The sequence below is a fragment of the Microcoleus sp. EPA2 genome, from assembly GCA_020882975.1.
Taxonomy (GTDB): Bacteria; Cyanobacteriota; Cyanobacteriia; order Cyanobacteriales; family Microcoleaceae; genus Microcoleus.
In genome coordinates, this window is the sequence record JAHRFD010000011.1 from 85,571 (window position 1) to 110,751 (window position 25,181).

General features: G+C 43.0%; 24 protein-coding genes. 10 read left to right on the forward strand and 14 right to left on the reverse strand.

From position 1 onward, the window contains the following. Nucleotides 1–25: 25 nt before the first annotated feature. Together AAFP14_RS12450 and AAFP14_RS12455 are read right to left on the reverse strand one after the other, a co-directional pair. Nucleotides 26–2,413, reverse strand: a complete 2,388-nt coding sequence (locus AAFP14_RS12450; protein WP_341732568.1) for a GAF domain-containing protein — start codon at nucleotides 2,411–2,413, stop codon at nucleotides 26–28. Nucleotides 2,414–2,821: 408 nt separating this feature from the next. After that, on the reverse strand, nucleotides 2,822–3,010 hold the full coding sequence (locus AAFP14_RS12455; protein WP_341732569.1) for a hypothetical protein: 189 nt from the start codon (nucleotides 3,008–3,010) through the stop codon (nucleotides 2,822–2,824). Between the two features lie 594 nt (nucleotides 3,011–3,604). Between AAFP14_RS12455 and AAFP14_RS12460 the strand changes: the two genes are divergently transcribed. Continuing rightward, nucleotides 3,605–4,384: a calcium-binding protein gene (locus tag AAFP14_RS12460; protein ID WP_341732570.1), complete on the forward strand. Its 780-nt coding sequence runs from the start codon at nucleotides 3,605–3,607 to the stop codon at nucleotides 4,382–4,384. A 157-nt stretch (nucleotides 4,385–4,541) separates the two neighbouring features. Here the strand turns inward: AAFP14_RS12460 and aat are convergent, their stop codons facing one another. Continuing rightward, on the reverse strand, nucleotides 4,542–5,120 hold the full coding sequence (gene aat, locus AAFP14_RS12465) for a leucyl/phenylalanyl-tRNA--protein transferase (RefSeq protein WP_341732571.1): 579 nt from the start codon (nucleotides 5,118–5,120) through the stop codon (nucleotides 4,542–4,544). Between the two features lie 68 nt (nucleotides 5,121–5,188). On the opposite strand from aat, the gene AAFP14_RS12470 reads away from it, so the two are divergent. Further along, nucleotides 5,189–5,518 (forward strand): hypothetical protein, encoded by a 330-nt coding sequence (locus AAFP14_RS12470; RefSeq protein ID WP_341732572.1) that lies wholly within the window; start codon nucleotides 5,189–5,191, stop codon nucleotides 5,516–5,518. 193 nt (nucleotides 5,519–5,711) lie between these two features. Here AAFP14_RS12470 and rpsN read toward each other — a convergent pair whose 3' ends face one another. The 3 genes from rpsN to rseP form a co-directional block, all read right to left on the reverse strand. Continuing rightward, nucleotides 5,712–6,014, reverse strand: coding sequence for a 30S ribosomal protein S14 (rpsN, locus tag AAFP14_RS12475; RefSeq protein ID WP_340518712.1), 303 nt, complete (start codon nucleotides 6,012–6,014; stop codon nucleotides 5,712–5,714). 140 nt (nucleotides 6,015–6,154) lie between these two features. Next, nucleotides 6,155–6,802: an endonuclease III gene (nth, locus tag AAFP14_RS12480; protein WP_341732573.1), complete on the reverse strand. Its 648-nt coding sequence runs from the start codon at nucleotides 6,800–6,802 to the stop codon at nucleotides 6,155–6,157. 72 nt (nucleotides 6,803–6,874) lie between these two features. Further along, nucleotides 6,875–7,969 carry an RIP metalloprotease RseP gene (gene rseP, locus AAFP14_RS12485; protein WP_341732574.1) on the reverse strand — a complete coding sequence of 365 codons (1,095 nt, stop codon included), beginning with the start codon at nucleotides 7,967–7,969 and terminating at the stop codon, nucleotides 6,875–6,877. A gap of 287 nt (nucleotides 7,970–8,256) precedes the next feature. On the opposite strand from rseP, the gene AAFP14_RS12490 reads away from it, so the two are divergent. After that, entirely contained in the window at nucleotides 8,257–8,934 is a 678-nt protein-coding gene (locus tag AAFP14_RS12490) for an ATP-dependent Zn protease (protein WP_341732575.1), read from the forward strand. Between the two features lie 201 nt (nucleotides 8,935–9,135). On the opposite strand, the gene AAFP14_RS12495 is transcribed toward AAFP14_RS12490, so the two are convergent. Further along, nucleotides 9,136–9,351, reverse strand: coding sequence for a hypothetical protein (locus AAFP14_RS12495; RefSeq protein ID WP_341732576.1), 216 nt, complete (start codon nucleotides 9,349–9,351; stop codon nucleotides 9,136–9,138). A gap of 264 nt (nucleotides 9,352–9,615) precedes the next feature. On the opposite strand from AAFP14_RS12495, the gene grxC reads away from it, so the two are divergent. Beyond that, nucleotides 9,616–9,930, forward strand: coding sequence for a glutaredoxin 3 (gene grxC / locus AAFP14_RS12500; RefSeq protein WP_341732577.1), 315 nt, complete (start codon nucleotides 9,616–9,618; stop codon nucleotides 9,928–9,930). Nucleotides 9,931–10,001: 71 nt separating this feature from the next. Here the strand turns inward: grxC and menD are convergent, their stop codons facing one another. Next, entirely contained in the window at nucleotides 10,002–12,104 is a 2,103-nt protein-coding gene (menD, locus tag AAFP14_RS12505) for a 2-succinyl-5-enolpyruvyl-6-hydroxy-3-cyclohexene-1-carboxylic-acid synthase (RefSeq protein ID WP_341732578.1), read from the reverse strand. 100 nt (nucleotides 12,105–12,204) lie between these two features. Then, nucleotides 12,205–13,638 carry an isochorismate synthase gene (locus tag AAFP14_RS12510; RefSeq protein ID WP_341732631.1) on the reverse strand — a complete coding sequence of 478 codons (1,434 nt, stop codon included), beginning with the start codon at nucleotides 13,636–13,638 and terminating at the stop codon, nucleotides 12,205–12,207. Nucleotides 13,639–14,020: 382 nt separating this feature from the next. Here AAFP14_RS12510 and menA point away from each other — a divergent pair, with 382 nt between their 5' ends. The 4 genes from menA to AAFP14_RS12530 all read left to right on the forward strand — a co-directional run bounded on the left by menA (nucleotide 14,021) and on the right by AAFP14_RS12530 (nucleotide 18,383). Next, entirely contained in the window at nucleotides 14,021–14,917 is an 897-nt protein-coding gene (gene menA / locus AAFP14_RS12515) for a 2-carboxy-1,4-naphthoquinone phytyltransferase (RefSeq protein WP_341732579.1), read from the forward strand. A gap of 130 nt (nucleotides 14,918–15,047) precedes the next feature. Next, entirely contained in the window at nucleotides 15,048–15,848 is an 801-nt protein-coding gene (gene menH / locus AAFP14_RS12520) for a 2-succinyl-6-hydroxy-2,4-cyclohexadiene-1-carboxylate synthase (RefSeq protein ID WP_341732580.1), read from the forward strand. Between the two features lie 76 nt (nucleotides 15,849–15,924). Next, entirely contained in the window at nucleotides 15,925–16,935 is a 1,011-nt protein-coding gene (locus AAFP14_RS12525; protein ID WP_341732581.1) for an o-succinylbenzoate synthase, read from the forward strand. A 5-nt stretch (nucleotides 16,936–16,940) separates the two neighbouring features. Further along, on the forward strand, nucleotides 16,941–18,383 hold the full coding sequence (locus AAFP14_RS12530; RefSeq protein ID WP_341732582.1) for a 2-succinylbenzoate--CoA ligase: 1,443 nt from the start codon (nucleotides 16,941–16,943) through the stop codon (nucleotides 18,381–18,383). A 278-nt stretch (nucleotides 18,384–18,661) separates the two neighbouring features. On the opposite strand, the gene AAFP14_RS12535 is transcribed toward AAFP14_RS12530, so the two are convergent. Genes AAFP14_RS12535 through AAFP14_RS12550 form a run of 4 tightly spaced genes read right to left on the reverse strand, consistent with a single transcriptional unit; the run spans nucleotide 18,662 to nucleotide 21,967 of the window. Further along, nucleotides 18,662–19,636: a putative 2-dehydropantoate 2-reductase gene (locus tag AAFP14_RS12535; RefSeq protein WP_341732583.1), complete on the reverse strand. Its 975-nt coding sequence runs from the start codon at nucleotides 19,634–19,636 to the stop codon at nucleotides 18,662–18,664. A gap of 40 nt (nucleotides 19,637–19,676) precedes the next feature. After that, nucleotides 19,677–20,156 (reverse strand): acyl-CoA thioesterase, encoded by a 480-nt coding sequence (locus AAFP14_RS12540; protein WP_341732584.1) that lies wholly within the window; start codon nucleotides 20,154–20,156, stop codon nucleotides 19,677–19,679. A 25-nt stretch (nucleotides 20,157–20,181) separates the two neighbouring features. Then, on the reverse strand, nucleotides 20,182–20,628 hold the full coding sequence (locus tag AAFP14_RS12545) for a tellurite resistance TerB family protein (protein ID WP_341732585.1): 447 nt from the start codon (nucleotides 20,626–20,628) through the stop codon (nucleotides 20,182–20,184). A 34-nt stretch (nucleotides 20,629–20,662) separates the two neighbouring features. After that, nucleotides 20,663–21,967, reverse strand: coding sequence for an ATP-binding protein (locus AAFP14_RS12550; RefSeq protein WP_341732586.1), 1,305 nt, complete (start codon nucleotides 21,965–21,967; stop codon nucleotides 20,663–20,665). Nucleotides 21,968–22,094: 127 nt separating this feature from the next. On the opposite strand from AAFP14_RS12550, the gene AAFP14_RS12555 reads away from it, so the two are divergent. Beyond that, nucleotides 22,095–22,418 (forward strand): TMEM14 family protein, encoded by a 324-nt coding sequence (locus AAFP14_RS12555; protein ID WP_341732587.1) that lies wholly within the window; start codon nucleotides 22,095–22,097, stop codon nucleotides 22,416–22,418. A gap of 232 nt (nucleotides 22,419–22,650) precedes the next feature. On the opposite strand, the gene AAFP14_RS12560 is transcribed toward AAFP14_RS12555, so the two are convergent. Next, the gene (locus AAFP14_RS12560) at nucleotides 22,651–23,676 is read right to left on the reverse strand and encodes a hypothetical protein (protein ID WP_341732588.1); all 1,026 of its coding nucleotides are present in this window, start codon (nucleotides 23,674–23,676) and stop codon (nucleotides 22,651–22,653) included. A gap of 78 nt (nucleotides 23,677–23,754) precedes the next feature. Here AAFP14_RS12560 and AAFP14_RS12565 point away from each other — a divergent pair, with 78 nt between their 5' ends. Then, complete coding sequence (locus tag AAFP14_RS12565) at nucleotides 23,755–25,179, forward strand: hypothetical protein (RefSeq protein WP_341732589.1); 1,425 nt, start codon at nucleotides 23,755–23,757, stop codon at nucleotides 25,177–25,179. The last annotated feature ends 2 nt before the right edge of the window (nucleotides 25,180–25,181 follow it).

Genomic DNA, 25,181 nt, shown 5'->3' on the forward strand with positions numbered 1-25,181 from the left:
TAATTGCTGTTTAAATTGGGGAGTTTCAATCTTGTACAACTGTAACTTCACTGACATGAACAATGGATTCGGGGTCTGGTAAAATACGGACGCGGGCAAATTTTAAACCGCTGACTCCTTGCAGGGATTCCACCATCCCTGTTTGAATTTTTGATTCTACCCAACCTTCGCGAGACAAGTAGCGCAAATATTGTTCGTACTCTTCCCACTCGTCTTCAGTTGAATAAACTATAGTTAACATTCCTGACTGGGTTATTCGTTCTTGGGCGTCTTTGTCAACGGCTTTTTCGATGCGCTTTTTGACAAGTTCGTAGCGGATGTCGCGGGTGCCTTTGACATCAAACATTTTTTCTGTATTTTCGTTGTGAAAAATGTCTATAGTGGTATTTTGTACTAAGACTAAATGTGCGAGTTCCATATTTATTTGCGAATCTGCTTCCAGGCGAAATACGGTGCGCCCGCAGTCGCAAATTGCTCGCAGTTGTTCGTACCGCAAACTGTGGAGATGAAACTGACTGAATCTGCTATCTATAGATTTGCCGACATACATCATGTGATCCATGCCGTCGGTGCATTCTATGTCGCAGTAGTGGGGAAGTATTTTCTGCATTCGCTCTTGCCAGCGAGCCCAAGTTTCTTGGAGTTTGCTACTAATTAAATGGAGCATTTCGTCGTAGCGGTTGCGCTCTCTATAAACGCAGTTGTGTTCGTTTTGGCAAGCTACTCGGTAAGCTTCTACTGCATCCTGTACTTTTTGCCCGCACTGCAAAAAGTAGTCAAAATATACTTCTAAATGTTCGTTCAAATATTCCGCTGCTCGCACCTCCATATCAACTGTTATTTTTTCTTTTAAATGCTCAATGTAGTCTAGTAAATCGAGCCGTAGTTGCTGGCCGAGGTGAGTGGTTTGTGAAACACAAACGACATCAACTATGTCTAAGGCTAAGCGAAATTGTTCTAGTAAATCACTTTGAATGGCTCGATTTCGCTCGTCGCTAGAACCACGAATATCGGAAATTCCAAACAGTGGATAAACTTCAGAAAATACTATTGTTTCCTGTGGTAGTCCCCAACTTCGTCTTTCGGCTTCTTGGATGAAGCGCCATTCGACGGCGGGGTGGATGTTGTGGATGTGGCTAAACCGTTGCTGCATGGCTTGCCGCAGGGCTGCTATGAAGGCGGGAATGAGTTCTTGGGCGTGCTGGGTGTCAATGCGGTTGAAGTGGTTGGGCCGATCGCACAACATCCCTACTAGGCCCAAAATCCGCTGCACGCAGCCCTCGCGGGTGACTGTTTTTACCACTAGCGGTACCAGTAGCATCGATCGCACGCCCATTTTTCGCAAAGCCCGATCGCATTCGGTGTCGCATTCTCGGCGCAAATCGGGGACATTCCAAACTTGATTTGCCGCGGTTGCTTTCAAAAAATGAGAATCTTCTAGGGAGTCCATTGAATAAACCACTGGCTGCAAAGGTTGGCCGCCTTTAGCGACTAATATTTGTACCTGTTCCCCGTCAGGGCGCAGCAGCAAAGTGCCGTCAGCATTAAATAGCGATCGTAAACAACCGTCTATTCTTTCAAATTTGTCGGGGCGCAGCATGGAATCGCGATCGATTAATAACTGCGTCAGCCGCCGAATTTGCTCCTGGATGGTGACATCAAAACCTTCGAGTACCAGTAAACCTTCTACTTGGTAATTATCCAACTGCAAGCGATCGCCTAAAATCGCCAATTGATTCGACTGCATCAACCAAGCTTCCCGTTCGTTCACTGGCATTAAATGCAAATGTAAATCGGCAAATTCATCTATCTTTGGGTCAATTCTAGAAATTTGCAACTGTTCCGAGCCCAGCCAAAATTCGACAAATCTTGGTTCAGGGTGTACCCGATTTTTGACAGTAGCCATCACTGGTTCGTCGAGGACTCGCAAAGCGCCGAGGTCAATTTGATAAGATTGTTTGAATACCCAGTGCAAAAGGTGGCGACGGTATAATTGTTCCGCTGTTTTGTTGTCCCACTCGTCGAACAGTTCCAGCAAAGTAATACCCATTCCGGCAAACAAACCGCCTAGTGGGCCATTTCCCAGGGGTGTTCCTTCCCAGCCAGCCAAACGGCAGAAAGCTGCGTTAGCGTACCGCAGTGCAAAAGTTCTCGGCTCGATTACTGCTATTAAAACGCGACGGTTGCTGAGGAATTGAAACACCCACTGCAAGTCTTGTTTCCATGTTTTTAACCGTTCTATTTCGGCTGATTGACTCGGTACTCCCGCCGCCAAAGCTTGCAGTAGCTGTTCCATATTAACTTCGCTTTGCAAACTCTGATTATCTTGCTCAGTGGAGTCTATATTTGCTGGCATGAGTGACTTGGCGGAGTGATTGCTGCTTTGACGAGATGAGGATTTAGGAGTAGACATGAGTAAAACACCTGAAAACAGTGAATTTTGCCAATAATAATCTTGGCGAGCCGGAATTTAAGGATTTTTGACACTCCCTGCGAGTCAAGCCACAGGGATTCTTAAGCCCATAATTTATGTCTTAAAGGCGCTGACAATTCGCCCCTACTGATTCCGCTTAGATCGAGTCCAAGCATTACCGCTACTTTTCTACCAATATTGCCACAACCGTTGCAATCTGCATTAATCAGCCAACCTTGAGCTGTTCGATACAAGCCACGCTTAATTCGTTTACCAGATGGAAGCCACCCTTCGGGTTTTTCGCCGAATGTAGGTAGCAAATCATTATCAACGAATGAAGCCTTTGAGGAATACGATTCTTCAGTCTCCAGAAATCTTAAACCGTACTGCTCACACAATTGACTAATTCTATCCTTTTTCGGTTCCTAAAACCTTGTGCAACTGAGCGCGGTTCGGAACTTTGCCAGTTTTAAAATATAACTGACGGGCATAGTAAATTCCGCAATTAGAAAGTTTTGCCGACTCAGAAGACAGATATTCGAGAATCGCCTTAATCTCTGAGTCAGCTCGAATTAAGTTTTGTTGACAGCCAAACATGAGTTATCCTCCTTGTTATATAATTGTACAGCAAAACAACGGATGAAATCACGAAGAAAGGTTGAGATTTTCGGATTCAAGAGTCTGAATTTAAAATCCTTGAAGAACATTGCAAATCTGTAGGTCGGACTAAAACCGATGTACTTAGGGAATTAATCAGAAGCCTCAAAGTCAAAGAAAAGCAGTCCTAAAAGGACGGGGCTTCAGACCCAGTTTTTTTGGTGAAGAAATTACAGCCTGTTTATAAAGCTTTTGTCTGGCGATCGAAAACTGGCTATTTTCCCAGGGCGATCGGGACTATAAACTTTGACTTTTCTTGACAAACAACCTTGCCCTCTCGACGTTACGGGGTTACATTAACGTTGTTAGCACATTGCCTGTTAGGCTTATTATAAGTGCTAAACAGTTGATACGTACTAAATATTAGCAGTCCTAGTCAATATATTTGAGCTGGGAAATGGCAAATACGCAAGCAAGTTGCGCTTGACTGGTTTTACACAAAAAAGTTCCAAAATAATTTTTACTCAAATTTATAGCGTCTCAGTAAATTCTAAAATATAATAGGATAATCCGCATTTTGAAAAGGAGATATCCATGGTTTTAACGATTAACAATCTACTCGGAGATCTGACTGGTTTTCCTGTGTCCGCTGGGGGGGGACCGCGTTTTTTGGGATTTGCTACGGACGATGATATCAATGTAACAGAGGGAGATTTGTCTGCTTTTACGTGGGGAGTGTGGGGATTAGATGGGAACGATACGATTTTAGGTTCCTCCGATAGCAACGAACGACTATTAGGAAATAACGGCAATGATGTCATCGCAGGTGGTCCGGGAAATGACATCATTTACGGTGGTAAAAATAACGATATACTTGATGGAAATGAGAGCAATGATGTCCTTAGAGGTGATGCTGGTAATGATGTTTTGTTTGGGAGCCGTGGCAACGATCTACTGCGAGGTGGGCAAGGAGATGATGATTTAGAGGGCAATGAAGGTAATGATTTCCTCGTGGGCGATCGCGGTGTTGATGTCTTGACTGGTGGCCCTGGTAGTGATATATTTGTGCTCAAAAGCAATGATGAAGGATTTAGTGTTGCTCAAGCTGATGTGATTACTGATTTTAACTTTGAGGAAGGCGATCGCCTTGGTCTCACTGATGGCTTAACTGAATTAAGTTTGCTGTTTACTGACGAGAATCTGATTGCTTATGACAATGACGGAATTGTCAACGATATGGTGATTCGCAACCTCACTAATGGGCAGATTTTGGGAATCGTGTTGAATAATAACAACTTCGATCTGACTGGTTCATTTGAAACAGCAAGTCCATTTGCTTTGGCGATTAATGGTTCCGATTTCCAGTTTTTGTAGGTAGTTTCAGGTGGATGTGAAACCTAATTTTTTTTACCTCAATACTGGCTCCTAGCTAGTAACTAACAGTTCATCGATGATATTTATGGGTAAGTAGTGAATGGGTTTGCGAAATTCTTCGTTCCCAAGCCAGGCTGAAGAACGAGGAATTTCCGATTTACAACAGGGAACAATTGCGCTTCAAAGCTTCTTCCAAGAGAGCATTGTACTGTTTTTCTTTGACAGTATAAGCCCCGAATCTTTCGAGGTGAGGATTGTTCATTTGAGCGTCGAATAGTAGATAATATCGATCGCGCAATCTCTCTACCAATTTCACCATCGCTACCTTAGAACCTTCTGGAATTCGATAAAACATCGATTCGCCAATAAAAGCGCCGCCTATAGACAATCCGAGAATTCCCCCAGCCAATTCGTCACCATACCAAGTCTCGAAGCTGTAAGCCCAACCGGTCTGATACAAAGCCCAATATATCTGTTTGAGTTCTTGAGAAATCCAGGTAGTTTCGCGATCGGCACAACCCTCAACCACCGCTCTAAAATCGCGGTTTACAGCCACGGAAAACCGATTTTGATTTATTTGACGGCGGAGGGATTTAGGATAGGTAAAGCTTTCATCTAGGGGAATCAGCGCCCGCTGGCGGCTGGAATACCAGCCCAAACTATCTTCACCGTCATTTGCCATCAGGAAATAGCCTTGCGCGTATCCTTGTATAATTGACTGTATATCATATTGCATAAATTTATCAGTTGTTTGTCAGTTGACCGTTAACCGCCAACATTAGCAATTAGGAATTAGGAATAACTATGTCAGAATCGATCGCACCCATCACCTTACCACCAGCCAAAAACCCAGAACAGGAAGGTGAATGGCTCCAACAAACACTGCTCGCATGGCTGGACTCTGAGTTTATCCCAGAACCTGCCAACCAGCAAATAGCCAAAAGAGCAGCCCAAATCTATGTCCGCCAACGCATGGAAGGCGAAAACGATGTGGGCAGTCTCGTAATTGCGATCGTCACCGAAATGCAAGCCTATGATTTTTCTAAAAGCTTCTACGGCGAATTTGCGATCGCCAATGCCGTCAGCGACTTATTACTAGAAAGTCTGGGCATCGATAAATGCTGCGGACAATGAAGCAAGAAAGAGGAAAATTTAACTCAGAATCAGGAAACAAGAATCAACCCAAAACACAATCTTACCCATTAATTGATTGTGAGTTTTTTCTTCCTTCTTCGTACCCGCTTCTTGCGCAGTCGAAGAGTCGAAGGGCTTTCTTCCTTCTTCCTTCTTCACATCGATCTTCTTCCTTCTTCCTTCGTTCTTTCTACTACCAGCTAGACTTAACTACACCGGGCAAAAGACCTTCGTGAGCCATTTCTCGCATCATGTTCCGAGACAGCCCGAAGTCACGATAGTAACCTCTGGGACGACCAGTCGCCCAGCAGCGGTTACGCAAGCGAGTCCGCGAACTGCTGCGGGGTAGTTTTTGTAGTTCGCGGTGAATCGCCATTTTATCCATCTGATTCGCAGCTTGGTCGAACTGGTCTTTCAGGTCTGCGCGCTTGTCAGCGTACTTGTCTACGAGTCTTTGGCGTTTTTTCTCGCGCTCGACCATGCTCTTTTTAGCCATAATCTGTTGATATCCTTAGATAAATCACAATCTAGTATTATACTATGTTTTGGTAATTTTGGATGAATTTAAATAATTTAACCGCAGAGAACGCTCCAGAACGCAGAGGAAGAGAGAAGACCGATCGATAAATTTTGACTCTATGAAACATTAGCAGAAGGACACAAATCTGCCAGTTCACACACATCACAATTTGGATTTCTGGCATTACAAACCGCCCGACCATGATACACCAACCGAATCGACCAATTTTCCCAATCGGGCTGCGGTAACAAGAGCATCAAATCTCGCTCAATCCTGGCAGGATCTGGATGTTTGGTCAAGCCCAAGCGCTGACTTAATCGCTTGACATGAGTATCGACTGTCACGCCCATATGAATTCCAAAAGCGTGAGCGAGAACTACATTAGCCGTTTTGCGCGCCACTCCGGGTAATTCTAACAGCAATTCCATTGTCTGCGGGACTTGATTATTGAATTTATTGGCGATCGCCCAACAAGCACCTTTAATATTTTTAGCTTTATTCCGATAGAAACCAGTCGATCGCACTAAATTCTCCAATTCTTCCAAATCGGCATTCCCCAAAGCAATTGCATCGGGAAAACGCTCAAATAAAGCGGGTGTCACCAGATTAACTCGCGCATCCGTGCATTGAGCCGAAAGAATAGTCGCCACCAGCAACTGCACGGGAGTTTCGTAATCGAGAGTGCAAGGAGCCTCTGGATATAGGGATTTTAGGCGATTCAAAATTTCTAGCGATCGCTTTTTTAAACTTATTTTTTTAGTCATTTGTTATTAGTTATTAGTTATTAGTTATTAGTTGTTTTATCCCGAAAACCAATAACTAATAACTAATAATTATTATTGCCTTAAAAAGCTAAAATCTATCCCAGCCAAATTAGCTGTGTCCCGAATAATCAAGAAAATTCCCAAACCCAGCAACAGCACCAAACCAGTCTGCATCACGTTTTCCTGAATACGGTTCGGCAAAGGTTTACCGCGCATTCCTTCGATTAACAGAAAAGCTAGCTGACCGCCATCCAAAGCAGGTAAAGGCAAGATATTAATCACAGCCAAATTGATGCTAATTAGCACAGCATACTGAAACAAACTTGCTGCATCCGATCGCGCAATTCCTGCGCCCACCGCCACAATCGCTACTGGCCCGGATAACTTTTCAGCAGTCTGACTGAAATTACTCAATAATTGCCCGAAACCTTGAAAAGTCAGCACCACAATCCGCTCAAATTCAGCCGAGGCTTTAGTTAACGCCTCGACAATTCCGACTCGCTGCCGCACCACAGTACCATTGGAAGTTAGCTGCACCCCAATGCGACCTTTACCGTCAGGGGTTAATTCGGGAGTTACTGTTACTACAAATTTCTGTTCTTGACGCTGAATTTCCAAGGCTAGGGGTTGGTTGGGATGATTTTGGATTTCCGCGACTAAAGATTTGATGGCTTGGCTGGAAGCCCCCAATTCCTTACCGTCTACAGATAGAACTATGTCTCCCGATTTAATGCCGGCTTTGGCGGCGGCTGAACTGACTTCTAGCGCCACTTCTGGGACTTTAACTCCTGGTTGGTAGTCCATTGATGGGAGCCCGACAGTCCCAAATTGCACTACTAGCAGGAAGTAAGCAAAAATTAAGTTGGCAATTACCCCTGCACTAATGACGATCGCCCGATCGAGCACGGGCCGATTTTTGAGCAAATCCGGGTCATTTGGGGGGATAGTGCTTTCTGGATCGTCATCGGGAAAACCTACGAAACCTCCCAAGGGAAAGGCTCGGAGGGCGTATTCGGTTTCTGGGCCTTGGTATTTCCACAGGATGGGGCCGAAACCGATGGAAAAGCGGTTGACGTGGATGTGTTGCAGTCTCGCCGCCAGGAAGTGGCCGAGTTCGTGAACGACAATGAGGATACCTAAAACTGCGATCGCTGCCAAAACAGACATGAAGGATTCCAATTATGCTTTTATTTGACTTTGATTTATTTTAATATCTTTTTTAATATCGGTGGCATGAGAGCGGCAATTTTCCATCACACTGGAAGATAGCATTTTCAGCTAAAGTCTCCTCCCGTGGGCCATCCGGCTGGTGTCGATTTTGGTCTCAAGGGCGATCGATCTACCAAATTAAAGATGAGTCACTACTCAGTTGCTGGTTTTTGGTATAATCATAAAGCACCAATAACTAATAACTAATAACCGATCGCTAATCACCCATAACTAATAACAATTTTATGAAAGAAACTTCTGTGAATATTATCGCTATTTCTATATTTGCCATCACTGTTTCAATCTTATTAGGACCACTTTTCAATTTGCCAGAGGCCGTACCGGCGATCGCCACTTTTTGTCTTTTGGGCCTCGCCACCTTAGATACTTTCCAGTGGCAAGGTCAAGGCGGGACAATTTTATTAGACTTGCTCGCGGGCACTTCCAAACAAAGGCGCGATCGCATCCTCCATCACGAAGCCGGACACTTTCTAGTCGCACACCTATTAGGAATTCCCGTCACAGGCTACGCCCTCAACGCTTGGGAAGCATTTAAACAAGGCCAATCTGCCCAAGGAGGCGTTCGATTTGAAGACGAACAATTAGCCTTACAACTGCAAAATGGCACACTTTCCGCCCAACTTTTAGACCGATACTGCACCGTTTGGATGGCGGGAATAGTCGCTGAAAATTTTGTCTATGGTAATGCCGAAGGCGGAGCCGAAGACCGCACTAAAATTAATGCAATTTTCACACAACTCCGGCGTCCAAGTTCCGAAATTCAACTCAAGCAAAACTGGGGTGCTCTCCAAGCTAAAAATCTCATCGAAAGCCATAAATTAGCCTACGAAGCTCTAGTTACAGCAATGGAAAAAAGAGCAACTATAGAGGAATGTTATAGAATTATACAAGAAAATTTGTAATCTTTGGGCCGCACCGTTAAACTCTACGTCACAAAAAAGCAACCTTTACAGGCTGCTTAGAGAAAAAAACCGTTGTTCAGTTACAGGAGAAAACTTTCAATCGAATTCAAATTACCGCTGCTGTAGTTACCGCCTATTTTCACCGTTTTTGGGATCTACCGTTGAATGACTTTGGATTCCGAACAAAATTGTCAATCCCGATCAGAATGCTGCGGAAAATTCGTTGACGATTTTGACTTTGCCTTTTCTGACAGCCCGTAGCAAGCGGTTGACACAGCCTCTCTCTTCCTCATTCAGAGACTCGTCAAAGGTCGCCGCCATCAAACCGTAGCGATCGGCTAGAGTCAAAACACCTGTGTCGCTTACAGAAGCGAGGATTTCAGAGATAGCGCCGGGGAGGAGTTGTACGGGATTCATGGCAGTAAGATTGAATTCGATATATACATCATCTCCGTATTTTCCGAAAACAGCGGTGACATTGATGAGGATAGGAAGGTGATTATTTTGGGTGCCGGCAAGTGATCCAAATAGAGTTTATTTGTGACTTGAGTCACAGCCTCACCCATAGTGGCGGGCAATTCCACCCAACCCTCACCTTTGGGTAGGACTTGGGAATGACCGGGTTTAGTAAAATAATCGTTAATCCCTCAAACAGTTCAACTTTTACCCCCGGTACTCAAAATGCTTGACTTTCTCAATCCCATATTAGGGCGCAAACCCGATCGCATGAAAGCCAACGTGGAAATCTACACATGGCAAACCTGTCCCTATTGTATCCGCGCCAAATCCTTGCTGTGGTGGAAAGGCGTAAATTACACCGAATACAAGATTGACGGCGACGAAGCAGCTAGAAATGCCATGGCTCAACGCGCCAACGGACGCCGCAGCGTGCCCCAAATTTTCATTAATAACCAACACGTCGGTGGCTGCGATGACATTCACAAACTTGATGCCGAAGGAAACTTAGAGCCGCTGCTAGTTCAACCAGCAGTTTAAATACAGTCCCTATCAGGTTCATAGTCAGGACTTTAGTCATTAAATTACCTAACAAAGGCATGAATGCTTGACTACGAACCTTGCGTAAATTTACTGAGATTATCTTGCCGCCATTTAGCATCTGTGCGTCTATTGGTTGCCAATTCTAAGACCCGAATCCCCCTATTTGGCAACAAACTTAATTTTGCTTGGAACACTTCCCAATCGTCAATTATCTCGTGTTCCACACCATAGGTTGCACACAACTTAGCAAAGTTGATATCTTGCGGGGTGGCAAAAAACTCTTCAAAGGGTGGCTCGAATTTAGCAACGGGCAACATTTCAAAAATCCCACCGCCGTTGTTATTAATTAAAATAATTGTCAAATGACCGACCAATTTATTTTTAATTAAAAAACCGTTGGTATCGTGCAAAAGTGCTAAGTCTCCTGTTAACATTATACAGCTTTGATTGCGGTGTGCAACTCCTAAAGCTGTTGATAATGTGCCGTCTATGCCATTAGCACCGCGATTGAAAAAAGGTTGGATTTCTAAGTTATTTGGCTGCCAGAAAAACTCTACATCTCTGACTGGCATACTGTTGGCAATAAATATCGGTGTGCCTGCTGGTAATATTTGGGAAAGCAGCCAGGAAACTTTGGGTTCAATTATGTTTTGAATTGCTGATATTTTTTGGTCTATTGCTTGTCTGACTTGGGTTTCGGTGTTGTGCCAAAGTTGGAGGTATTCGTTTGATTCAGAGGTGTTAACCCCCCCTAACCCCCCCTTGGTAAGGGGGGGGACTTGAGTTGATTGGGTATTGGTAAGGGGGGGGACTTGAGTTGATTGGGTATTGGTAAGGGGGGGGACTTGAGGGGAGATAACTGTTGCGAGATTTTCTGGGGAAATTCGCAGGTGGATGGTTCTGCCGTGTAGGGGATCGAAGTTGTGGTGGCTGGGATGGATTATATATCGTTTGGGTTGCGTTTTATCTAACCAGTTTCGCAGTTCTTTACTTGTGGGTAAGTCTCCGATTTGAATGGCTATTTCTGGGGTTAATTTATCTGCTAGTTCGCCGTTTCTCAGGATTAAATCATAGGTGGAAATGAGATGGGGGTTGAGTTGAGCGTAGTTCCTGAGTGGGGATAGTCCTTCTGCTAAAACAGGCCAGTTTAAGGATTGGGAAATTTGGGCGATCGCCCTACAATACTGTTCGGGAAATTGAGGCTGTGCAACTCCCGCAATAATTATCCCTCTGCTGCACTTTTGCCATTGTTCTATGGCACTTCCTACTCCCCCTTTTAACAAGGGGTGGCTGGGTTCTATGCCACTTCCTACCCCCCCTTTTAACAAGGGGTGGCTGGGTTCTATGCCACTTCCTACTCCCCCTCTTAACAAGGGGTGGCTGGGTTCTATGGCACTTCCTACTCCCCCCCTTAACAAGGGGTGGCTGGGTTCTATGCCACTTCCTACTCCCCCTTTTAACAAGGGGTGGCTGGGTTCTATGCCACTTCCTCTTCTTACTCCCCCCCTTAGCAAGGGGGGGCTGGGGGGGGTAGAAATTTCTCCTATAATAATCGGTTCTAATCCTGCAAAGAAATCCTCCATATCAAATTGTGTTTCTAAAGCTTCTACAGCTATGTCTGAAACGGGTACAAGGGGGTCACGAAAGGGAATGTTGAGGTGAACGGGGCCTGGAGTTGGAAATTGTGCCCGCTCCCAAGCATAGGCGATCGTCTGCCGCAAATAGCCTAACATTCCTAGGGACGTGGCAGGCATGGCTAATTCCGCTTGCCAGTTGGGATAGTTGCCGTAGATTTTCACTTGGTCGATCGCCTGTCCAGCATGGCAATCCCGCAGTTCGGGAGGTCGATCGGCTGTGAAGATTAGCAACGGAATTCGACTTTCTCTGGCTTCTATGATAGCAGGATAAAAGTTGGCGGCGGCGGTTCCAGATGTGCAAATGAGTGCGACGGGTAAACCGGATTTTTTGGCAATTCCTAATGCAAAAAAGCTGGCTGAACGTTCGTCGAGGACGGGAATACTTTCTATATTGTGATTTTGGGCAAAGGCGATTGTTAATGGTGCCGATCGCGAACCGGGACAAATGACAGCGGTAGTCAATCCCAGGCGCTGCAAAGTTTCTGCTAATATTGAAGACCAGAGAGTATTTGTATTCCGAAAATCTATTGACATTGCTAAATTTGAGTAGCTCAAGTCTGTATTGTGCTCAGATATTATACCCAAATAATTATCAAAATACATTTTTACTTACTATAACTAAATAAACAATTAACTAAACCAAAGCATTTAAAAGTGGTTGTAATTTGAGCTGAATTTCTGCTAGTTCTTTTTCCGGTTCCGAACCGGCCACAATACCGGCACCAGCATAGAGTATAGCCCGATCGCCGTCGATTAATGCCGATCGAATGCCGACGGCGAATTCCCCATTGCCACGGGCATCTATCCAGCCTATGGGTGCTGCGTACAAAGAGCGATCGCAGGTTTCGCAGCGACGAATTTGTTCTAGGGCTATATCTCTCGGTACGCCCGCTACCGCTGGGGTTGGATGCAGTTGGGCTAAAATATTTAATAAATGAATATCAGGCGGAATTTGAGCCGCGATCGGTGTCCACAAATGCTGAATGTTTGATAGCTGTAGCAGTCTTGGTACTGGGGAACAATTGGGACTTATGCCAAGTTGCGACAGGCGATCGACTATAAAATCAATCACCACTCGATGTTCTCTAATATCTTTTTCACTATGCAATAAACCTTTGGCTAAATTCCCATCTTCTGCCTCGGTTTTGCCCCTGGGCGCTGAACCAGCTAAAGCATCTGTTGATAACTGATTATTATGAATGCTAATTAAGCGTTCTGGACTAGCTCCAATAAAATTTTGACCTTGACCGTTACTGGTTAAAAATACATAGCAACCTGGATAACTGAGGCGTAAGTTATTTAAGGAATCGAACGCACTAAAACTGGTTTCCGAAATCACATTGATGGCTTGGGATAAAACAATTTTGCTAAAATATTTAGACTCTATCAATTCTAACGCAGATTTAACAGATGTTTTAAATTGATTAGCATCATTCACTGGTATTTGTTTGAAAGCTATGGAGTTATGGATATAATTAGTTAATTTACGGTAGGGCAGAAATGCAATTTTTTCAAAAGTTTGCCAAATATTTTCCGCTATTTTTTTGACATTTATCTCTTTTTCTACCAGGGCATTGGCGACAATAATACAGCTATCTTGTTGTCTAGAAATCTGCCATTTTGGTAAAAATATGGTAGCGGGTGGAAAGTAAGAATTAGAGGCAAGGTTCTCATCAAAAAAAGCAAAACTGCAAAAAAAGTGAGGCCCGCTCAAGGGCAAGCGTTCTGTACCAATGGTAATTGTATTGGCAAGTGTTGAACGAATAAAGTTTTGCGCCACAGCAAATCGATCGCTTCCTGCTACTGTGAGATGAATTGCCGAATCAATGGCGGCAATCGCAAAACTTTTGTCGGGAATGAGGTCTCTTTTTTCAAAGTAAAAGTGCCGCTGACAAGGTTCGGAAATCTCTTGCAGTACAGCTAGCGGATCGAGAGGGTAAATCTCCTGAGAAATACTAACTATTTTGGTTTGATATTTGTCAGTTAAAGACTGCTGACAATCTAACAGCAACTGATGCAGTTGATTGCGGTCTTGCAAAAGATTAGCGCGATGCGGTATTACTGTCATGAAATCGAGAATAGCAGATTTGTCAGCAAGAGTGCGGGTTTGTCCCGCCATAACCCCTATTTCGATCTAAGCACGGGAGGGCGATCGCCAAACATCACCTTTCTAGTTTCCCTCCCGGTTTCGACTCCCTAGGGCAAAAAAACAGACTCTGGGGCGATCTATCGAAACATTTAGACACAAAACTTTATAGATCGATCGCCTAACAGTCGCCAAAAGTCGATCGCCCCACAGAGGTTTACAGACGGGATACTTCCACAGTTTGACTACCCCCACAGCCTTTGAATGGATGCCTGCACGCACTCAACCTGATACACATTACACCTACTTAACCAATAAAATTGTAAAATTACTAAGCTGCTATCAATTGAATCAAGTTTGTATAATGACAACAAAGTTAATTGAACGTCCAAATAGTAAACTGTGGCTAGCGGCAATCAAGCCACCCATGTACAGCGTTGCCGTGATTCCTATTTCCGTAGGAACTGCAATTTCTTTTGCGGAAACTCAAAGGATTAATTGGTCAATATTTTCGACTTTTTTAATGTCAGCTATCTTAATTATAGCATGGCTGAATCTCACCAATGATGTATTTGACTCGGAAACCGGAATCGACAAAAACAAAGCACATTCCCTCGTTAACTTAACCGGAAATAAAGCTTTGATTTTCTGGTTGGCCAATCTGTTTTTAGCTTTGGGAGTGTCGGGAATCTGTGCTATTTCTTGGTGGCAACAAGACCCAACAGTGATTTTACTCGTAATTTTGTGTTGCGCCCTTGGCTACACTTATCAAGGGCCTCCTTTTCGTTTGGGCTATCAGGGTTTAGGAGAATTTATCTGTTTTTTTACCTTCGGTCCCCTAGCTTTAGCTGCTGCTTATTACAGTCAAACTCAAACTTGGTCAGCCACTAATTTTGGCGCTTCAGTAATCGTGGGAATTACTACGAGTATTATCTTATTTTGTTCTCACTTTCATCAAGTGGCGGATGATTTGGCTGCGGGTAAAAAATCCCCTATTGTTCGACTCGGTACAGAAAAAAGTGCCCAGTTGTTGCAGTGGTTTTGCGGTAGCATTTATGCTTTGACTGTGCTGTTTGTGCTGTTGCAAATTTTCCCAATTTGGACTCTGTTGATTTTTGGGAGTGTGTTTTTTGCGATCGACCTTTGCCGCCATGTCACAGACAATCACGATCGGCCAGCAAAAGTCAGCAACTGCAAGTTTATTGCTGTCACCCTGCATTTTGTTAGCGGTTTACTGCTGGCGTTGGGGTTTGTTTTGTAAATGGGGCGATCGCCAATTGAAGTAAAATAGAAATATGTTTCGTAGTCAGGGCTTTAGTCATTTTTGCCAAATTTTAGTCAATCATGACTAAAGTCCTGACTACCAACAGAATTACTTCTATTAATCACAAATGCAACAAGTGAAAAAATATAATTTTAACTATTCCTTAACGGGAAAACCCACACACCGAATAATTTTATTACTCCACGGATTTACTGGTGATTTGCAAGATTTTACTCCCATCATTGCCTTACTTTCTCCAAGTTATTACTGTCTAGCAGTTGACCTTCCTGGTCACGGAAAAACCAACATCAATGGCGAAGAAACTTGCTATAATATGTCAAATACAGCGCTAGCATTAATACACCTATTAGATAATTTACAAATACACAAATGTTTGTTATTAGGCTATTCAATGGGCGGGCGATTGGCGCTTTATATGACCTTACATTTTCCTGACAGATTCGAGAAAGTAGTGCTGGAGTCAGCTTCGCCGGGATTGAAGACCCAAAAAGAGCGATCGCACCGCCTAGAATCCGATTTGCAGATAGCACAAAAACTGGAAAATAGCAACCTTCAAGAATTTTTATACTACTGGTACGATCGCCCTTTGTTCCAATCCTTAAAAAAATCTCCTAATTTCGAGCGACTCATCGAAACCCGTTTAGCAAATAACCCCATAGAATTAGCCAAATCCCTCCGCAACATGGGAACCGGCAACCAGCCCTCTCTCTGGGAAAAACTAGCACAAAATCAAATTCCTCTCCTGTTGCTAGCGGGAGAATACGATGATAAATTTCAAAGGATTAATACAGAAATTGCCAGTTTATGTCCCGCAGCCCATAACAAAATTGTATCCAAAGCTGGTCACAACATCCATTTTGAAAATATCGATGAATTTGTCGCCGCTGTGAGACAATTTTATAACTAACAAAACTTACGCGGAACCTGTGTGTAATTCTGAGTGAAGCGCACAATCTCAGTGCTAATTATTCCCTATTCAGTAAATGCTATATCAATTTCAATTTCAGACTTATCATCGAAAATTTAAGCGTCCATTACAAACAAGTCACGGTGTTTGGGATATGCGATCGGGAATTATCCTGAGACTTACCGACGAAAAAGGTCAAATTCGTTGGGGAGAAATTGCCCCTTTGAGTTGGTTTGGTTCCGAAAGTTTTGACCAAGCTTTAGATTTTTGCACCTCGTTACCAACTAATATTTCAGAAGAAACTATTTTCGCTATTTCCAGTGAATTGCCTGCTTGTCAATTTGGCTTCGAGTCAGCACTATCTAACTCGTATTCAGGCTCTGCATCGATTCTACACGAGGCAGAAAATAGTCGGTACAGTGGTTTATTGCCCGCCGGGAAAACAGCTTTATCGGCTTTACAAACGCTTTGGAAACAGGGATTTAGGACGTTTAAATGGAAAATAGGTGTGGCGGCAATTGACGAAGAATTACAGGTTTTTCAGCAGCTAATCGAGGCAATGGATGATTTGGGCGATCGCGATCCAGCATTTTTACGATTAGATGCCAACGGTGGACTCAATTACTCCCAAGCTGAAACCTGGCTAAACACTGGCGACAATCTGTTAAAAAATCCAAACTTATCCGTAAAAATTGAATTTTTAGAACAGCCCTTACCTGTATCACAATTTGATAAAATGCTAGCATTGAGCGCTGTTTACAAAACTCCGATCGCCCTAGACGAATCAGTCGCCAATCTCGATCGCATCCAAGAATGCTACGAGGGAGGCTGGAGGGGAATTTTCGTCATCAAACCAGCCATCCTCGGTTCGCCATCCCAACTGCGGAAATTTTGTGAAATCCACCCTATAGACGCTGTTTTTTCCTCCGTATTTGAAACCCAGATAGGCAGACAAGCAGCATTGAATTTAGCTCTAGAATTGTTTCCCAATTCTAGAGCATTAGGCTTCGGCACTGATGACTGGTTCGACGACAAATATCATTCAATTTTAGATTTTGAATTTGACCTGACTACTGAAAAATCATAAAATTCGTGAAAGCATCTATCCGCACAAATGTAACAGCAAATATTCTGGATATCGCATCCAGATTGCCTGAGAATTGGCTGATTGGTGGTGAAAGTCGCCAAATTGGTCAAATAGTCGATCGCCTATTTCCACAACTAACCCACAATCAACCACAGCCCACACCAAAAATAATTTTCCTAGCCGAATCAGAACCAGTACAATTTATTGCCAGTTTCATAGCGGCTTGTGCCAGCAAATCCCACATTTTTCTGTGCAATCCCAACTGGGGAAAATCAGAATGGCAACAAGTCTTTGATTTAGTCAAACCAGACATAATTATTGGGGAAAATGCACCGCCAAACCTCAGTGAAAAGGGATTCGTCACATCTCCCCTCGAAAAACAGAAAAACCATTACCAACTACCAATTACCAACTACCAATTACCATTAATTATGATTCCCACCGGCGGTTCATCGGGAAAAATCCGTTTTGCCATCCACACTTGGGAAACACTAACCGCATCAGTTCAAGGTTTCCAAGAATATTTTCAACTCGATCGAATTAACTCATTCTGCGTTTTGCCCTTATATCACGTCAGCGGTTTAATGCAATTCATGCGTTGCTTTAGTACGGGAGGAAAACTAGCCATCCAGGTATTTAAAGGACTAGAATCAGGCAAAAAATGCGATATCAAACCCGAAGACTTTTTCATTTCCCTAGTTCCAACTCAACTGCAACGCCTGTTGCAAAATCCAGATACAGCTAATTGGCTTCGACGCTTTCCTACCGTACTTTTGGGCGGTGCTCCCGCTTGGTCAGAACTTTTGGCAGCAGCTAGAAAATATGAAATTAAATTAGCCCTAACCTATGGCATGACAGAAACAGCTTCGCAAATTGCCACACTTAAACCCGAAGAATTCCTAGCTGGTAATAACAGTTCTGGTCATATCTTGCCCCACGCTCAAGTAACAATTCGTAGTGTTAAAGGCGAGATTTTGGGTGACAATCAAGTCGGAAATATTACAGTAAATGCTAAGTCTTTAGCCTTGGGTTATTATCCTACTACCTGGGGCGGTAGCGACTATTTTTCAGTAGATGATTTGGGATTCTTAGATAATAATAAATACTTAAACATTGTGGGGCGTAACAGTGATAAAATTATTACAGGCGGAGAAAACGTATTTCCTGCCGAAGTAGAAGCCGCCATTAGGACGACTAATTTAGTTGCTGACGTGGCAGTAATTGGTGTGCTAGACAAACATTGGGGTCAAGTAGTAACGGCGATTTACGTTCCCACAAATGCTGCTGTTACTGTGACAGCTTTGCAAAGGGCAATAGAAGGTAAATTGAGCAAGTTTAAGCGCCCTAAATATTGGGTTTTGGCGGCACAATTACCGCGAACTTCCCAAGGGAAAATCAATCGCGAATTATTACAAGAAATTGCGATCGTGTCAGATAAAATCCGTTAGCATCGTCCTGTATTAAACTCTCTCTTCTCTTCCTTCGCGTCCTTAGCGCCTTCGCGGTTAAATCACCTGACGATACAACCGGAATTAATATCATCTCCTCTTATACCATTTTCATAAAGTCATAATACAGATGTAGTTCAAAGCCCCCCCAAGGCATCGGGGGGGTTGGGGGGGTAGATATGTAGCGCTACTTTATGAAATTGATATTAGTCGGTAAGAAAAAATGGTTTGTAGTGACGATTAAAGTCATGACTACAAACCTATTGAATTCCCAATTACTACAAACTTAATAGCTGTCGCTTCCTTTCCAATTCTTGATTTTGAGCATCCACAAACTTCAACATTCGGTAAAGCACCTCTATTTGTGGCAACTTAACTCCTCTTTGCTCCGCCAATCGTATCGGATTACCAAAAATCGCTTCAACTTCTAGGGGGCGCAATTCATCGTAATCGATTTTCATGCTGGTACGGTAGGGTTTCATTTTGTGAGTGTAGTCGAGCATATGTGGAATAAAGTTATCGGGAATAATCCGATCGTAACTTTTTGCTCCCGCTACTACTTCCCTCATAATTTCTTCAATTAAAATCAGAGTATCGGGATTAGCCATCAGTTCGTCTGTTCTCGCATTCAATACTACAGACAGTCCATTATAAGGAATATTCCAAACCAGTTTTTTCCACCTCGATAAAAGTAAATCTTCGCTCAATTTAATCGGAACCTTTGCGTGTTTAAAATCGTTCGCAATCTGATTCAATCTATTAGTTATTTTTTGGGGATTATAGTTTTCGGAATATTCCCCCATGGTGATAGTCCCGTAATCGAGATGGCAGATGTGACCGGGCCCAATTTTATAAGAACATAAAAAACACAGCCCGCCAATCACTCGTTCTGGACCGACTATTTTAGCTACTTCTGGTTCGATATCCAGTCCATTTTGCAATACTAAAACCACGCCATTATCTTTTAATAAACCAGGTAAAATTTTGGGCAATAAGTGATTTTGAGTGGTTTTTAGGGCTACAATTACCACATCGCATTTAGGCATTTTGTGCGCGTCGTGGTAGGCGCGGACTTGGGAGAGGGTGAAGTCACCTTCGGGAGACTCGACAATCAAACCGTGTTTTTTGACGCGATCGTAATCGCTGCGTAGCAAAAAATTAACTTCTAAACCGGCTTTTTGCAGTTTAGCACCATAGAATCCGCCTAAAGCTCCGGTGCCGACGATGGCATAATTGCGATTGCGATTTGGCATATTAATCATCAAGAAATAAACAGTAGAAACAATCTAAACTCTACAATGGGCTGAGCCACTGCATCAATTGTTCCGATAGCTGTGTTCTAGTTCGGTTAACTGAATTAATGCAGACGTGCTTAGTAACAGCCTTAGCTGCGGATTTCCCTGTAATTTCTCCCAAAAAAACTTGATATGCAATTTCAAATTCATCGCCTGCAAGCTGTTTTGGTGTCAATTGAATAGTTAGGCGATCGCCTGCAAACATCGGGCGGTAAAAATCTACATTAGCATGAATTATCGGAATGGCTAGCTCGGCCTTGCTAAAAAATGCTTTGAGATTGATTCCCGATGCGGCCAGAGATGCCTCGTAAGCTTCATGGCACATCGCCAAGACGTTAGTAAAGTATACAACTCCAGCAGCATCGGTATCCTGAAAGCGGACAGTGCGGGTGTAAGTAAAAGACATTTCCAGTAGGTTTGAGTTTTGAGGTTTGAGTTTTGAGTTAAAAATCTGGTATTTATTTAATTCAAAACTCATAAAATTTTGTCCTGAACTTGATTTTTTAACCTTTGTTTTTAATCAACATCACGTCGATTATTTTGATGGCAATTTCTTCGGAAAGTCCCAGGGCAATGTACAGATCGTTCAAAAGCTGTTCTTCTTCTTGGGAAACTTCACCATCTGCTAAAGCGATATCAGTTGTAACCGCAAAAACAGTTTCTTTTAATTCGTCGGGAAGTGTGGCTAAAGCCGCATTAAATAATACTTGAACTCCTTGTCTTTGCAGCAGCATCAGTAGTCGATCGAGCATTTTTTTCATGACATCATTCGGATAGCTTCTAAACAGTTGCATCCGAGATAAAGTCATGCTTAAAACTTGACTTTCATTTTCATTAATGTAACCATCGGCTGCTACGGCAATTAGGGCGATCGCTGCAAATGCTTCGGCAGGCCCCAAAGTGACTTCACTATGTTGGCGAGTCTGCGCTATTTTATCAAATAAACCCATGGTAATTTCCTCATTCTTTAGTGTTTGAATTGTACTACTTTTGTGAAAGAGCTAACTCTGCCTTCAGAAAATCTACAAACTGTCGGGCTGTTCGGCCCGATCGCCCATTACGGCGAGTTGCCCACTCTTTAGCCCGGTGTTCCAAATCTTCAGGTGCCAGTTGGATGCCAGCCAGGAGCGCCAGATGTCGGACAATGGTTAAATAAGTGTTTTGATCGGCCGGTTCAAAAGTTAAAGTCAAGCCAAAGCGATCGCTAAATGAAAGTTTTTCCTGCACCGTATCCCAAGCGTGAATTTCATCACCATCGCGGGGGCGGGGTCTATCGTCAAAAAACTCTCGAATTAAATGCCGCCTATTAGATGTGGCGTAAACAACTACATTTTGAGCTTTGGCGGTGACATTCCCTTCTAAAACCACTTTCAAGGCTTTAAAAGCATCATCATCTTCCTCAAAGGAAAGGTCATCTACAAAAATAATAAACTTCTGAGGAACACCTCGCAACTGTTCCATAATTAGCGGTAAATCTTGCAAATCGGATTTAGATACTTCAATCAAGCGCAAATTGCGATCGCCAAACTCATTCAACAGCGACTTCACCAAAGAAGACTTACCAGAACCACGACTACCGTATAGCAAAACGTGCAAAGCCGGATAACCCGCCAGCAAAAATTCCGTATTTTTGACCAAAGCATCTCGTTGCCAATCGCAGCAAACCAACTCTTTCAACTTGATGCGATCGGGATGATAAATACTCGACAACTGACCGTTTCGCCACTGAAATGCGCGATATTCAGCAAATAAACCAGTGCCAAACTTGCGGTAATATTCTGCCAAAGATTCCGCAGCACTCGACCAATTTTCCAGTTTTCCAGGCAGAGGCAAATCGTCGCTTTCTTTAATAGTTTCAGAATCCCAAATCGGAGGTACGGCTTCCAGTTGTCCAGCGACTCGCACCCACTTACTCAACTGCTCCCCGCTGCATTGATAAAGATTTTGTAACACTTGTAAATCATGTCGCGCGGCTTCCACTAAGGCGGGAGACAAACTGGCAAAATCTGTTTTTTGAGCTTGGCGAGAAAAGGGGTTTTCGTCTTTGAGGATTTGGGAAATCAGGAAACCTTTCCAGCTCATATTTTGAGCAGCCTGAACTTTAAACCAGTTCCCATAGGCTGTCAGACAGTCAATACCGCTGACTTCGCTATGGTGCAGGGCTTGCAACAAATCCAGAAAAGCTTGACCAGCAGGGCTTTTGAAGACAGATTGATACAGCAACAGGGATGCTGCTTGGCGTTGGAGGTAGCGAATTTGGGCGATCGCACCAGAAGTTAGGGCCGACATAATTGCAGTTGTATAACGAAGTGAAATATCCCAGTGGGGTTTAATAAATTTTCTAACAATTAGTGACACTAATTGCAGGCCGCGCTGTATAAATTTAGATGCACTTGTGAAATCAGAAGGATAAAAAATGAATTTAGGTATAGCAGCAGCCCTAGGCTATGGGACTTTAACCCTGATTGGTGGCATCATGGGCTACGTCAAGGCAAAAAGCCAAGCCTCCTTAATTTCTGGTCTCCTTAGCGGTTCGCTGCTAATTTTAGCTGGCATCGCCCAGATCCTGGGACAAAGTTGGGGTTTAATATTAGCAGCAGCCATTTCTGCTGTTTTAGTAGTGGTGTTTATTCTGCGGTTGGCAAAAACTCGCAAATTCATGCCAGCAGGAATGTTAATTTTAGCCAGCTTAGCCTCTTTCGGAGCGATCGCCTACGAAATCAGCGGTCAATATCAATAGTCAGTGAATTGTTGACTGTTGTCGATCGTTAGTTGTTATTTGCGTCGCCCTGAGCGAAGTCGAAGGGTTGTTTGTTTTGTTGGTTTTGAGTCTGGTTGAATCTTGTTCCCAGGCTATTCCTGGGAATACATACCTAGAGGCTCTGCCTCCAATAATTCATAACAAATAACCCATAACAAATAACCCATAACAAATAACCAATAACCAATAACCAATAACCAATAACCAATAACTATTGACCAATCACGGATTCAATATGCTGCTGAACTTCCTGGAGTTGTTGGAACTGCAATTCCATCCAATTTTTTTGGGCCGCTCGCTGTTCCGGTGTTTCTTTCTGGTATCTCACCTGCTTTTCTAAAAAATCACTGTAGAACCTCATCATTTTTTCAATTGTTTGAATTGCTAAATTAATCCGGTCTTCAAATATTAAAATAATCAAATTATCTATAATCGCTCCAATCACCTTACAACATTCTTCAAAATCTACCAAACTGATTCCCATATTGCTTTTATGCACCAGAGTTTCCACCGGAACTTTGACGGTTTCTTTGAAAGTCTTCAGATCGGAGATTGGCAAATATTTCATAGGTTCGGTAAACTTAGAGACAATTTCTCCGCCTAGGGACTGTACTTGCTCTCTAAAATTAGATTGACTTTGGATATCGAAGCATTCAATACAAAATTCAAGTTTTTCTATGTCTATACTTTGTAATTCTTTGAAAATTACATTAAGTTCATTTTCCACAACCAAAACTACCCGCTCTGCATGGAAATTCACTTCATTTCTTAACTCTTTATGTAAATTATTTTTTTCATAAAAACCAATAGTATCTCTGAGAAACTTTTGCTGATTTTCATCCCACAAAAACCACTGATTTTGTAACTTAGCAGCCTTTTCTTTCCAGAGTTGGCGCACTTTAACAACAGCTTCATATTTGCCCTGTTTTCCTAAATTACGAATTCTCGCATCGCATCCGGTAAGTTTGCCAATTTGCTCCCAAATATCCACGGAAGATGCTTGAGCAATTCTCGGCTTGCTATGCCAGATATCCTCAGCATGAGATACATCTTTAAAACACACCTGAAGTAAAGCCTTGAGTCTGAGGGCAGATTGCTTAATTTCTTGAATGCAGGGTTGCACATCTACGCTGAGGTTAGTAGCTGACTGTTTCATTTCTAGGGATTGGTATTCGTCTGCGAGCAATCGATCGCTAAACTGGGTAATAGCCTGGAATACCTTGAGATATTCATTCATTTCGTTTTATTCCTCTCTCTCCCTAAATAGCATACAATACAAAACATCTGCCTTTTTGAATGCAAACTGAGCCACAACATGAATTATGTATTCACCCCTACAACTCAGGCTCTACTCAATACTGGCAACCTGGTACAGCCTGCTACCCAAAAAGGAAAATTGCTGCCCGCAGCTAGAGATCCAGTGACTGGGGAGTTTGTGGAGATTGCCAAAATATTTTATCAATCAACGAGTGAAATTCCAGAAACTCGCGGAGTTTTAGGATTGCTAGCACACTTGGCAGGAGGTAGCCCCCTAGAGCCATTGGTAGCCCCTGTGCATCTGACAATGGCACCCTTGCAGATTGCTCAAACTCATGTGGGATTTCAAAAAATATACAGAGTGCTTAATTCGCTAAAAATTAATTTGGCTGTGATGCAAGCCACTACTGCTGTTATTGGTGTCGGGAATGTATCCCCGACCATTTTGTCAGCAGTAAATCTCGAACAAATATTACAATTAAAAGAAGAAGCAAAGCAGCAAAGGCTAAAAATTAAAGATGGTTTTATCGATCTCAGGCATATCCTCAAAGACAAAGGAGTAGAGGTAATTCAGCAGATTTATAAGGTGGCTCATGACTCAAAATTTGAGGTACACCGCCAGCAATTGGTTAATGGTTATGAGGTTTTTTCTAAAGGGATTAAACGCTGCCAGTCTGCCCTGACTGTAGGGGATGTGAAACTGCGGAATTCGGAAATTAATAGCGGGCGTGAAGAGTTGTTTGAGGCTTTAAAAATCTATGAAAATTCCTGTTTTTTGGAGGGGTTGTGTTCGGCGGGACAAATGAGGAAAATTGAATGCGTTTGGGCGATAGAACAGGCGATCGCCGTTACGTTTCAGTTGCAGCGGGCCTATGATATGGTTAGCGATCGCCTCCAGGAACTCCAATCAAAAATCCGTCAACATTGTCTAACTGTGGTTAAAGAATGCCAATCGGAACTAGAACTAGATTTTTTATTTCCCGAAATTATCAGAATTCTCGGTCACGATTTAAATGCGCTGGAATTTTGGCATCTGGAGGTTGATTGGATGCAAACTTTGTCCCCAAAGGATCAGCACCAATTAGCGAGTTTAGATCAACTAACTGTAGATAATTTAAAAAGTACGATCCAGACTCCATTCACTATAGTAGCCCCGGAATTTTCACTCTATGAAGATTTAAAGCAAAAGTCTCACTTTCTCTCCTTGCGGGACCAGCTAGCGATCGCCCTGAAGCCGGAACTCCGCCGAGGACAGGAATTTTATATCAGCCAACAGGCGATCGCCACTGGATATCCAGCATTAGCCCCCTCCAGTTGGCAAGAAATATCAGATTTAACTGTAGCTAATCTCTACTATTATTTTAAGTTCCGAGAAGACTCAATGGACATTTATCCAAATCACGAGGAATTAGAGCAGTTGTCAGTTGTCAATTGTGGACTCAATTTAAAATCAAAAATCGAAAATCTCCCATCTCAAATCTAAAA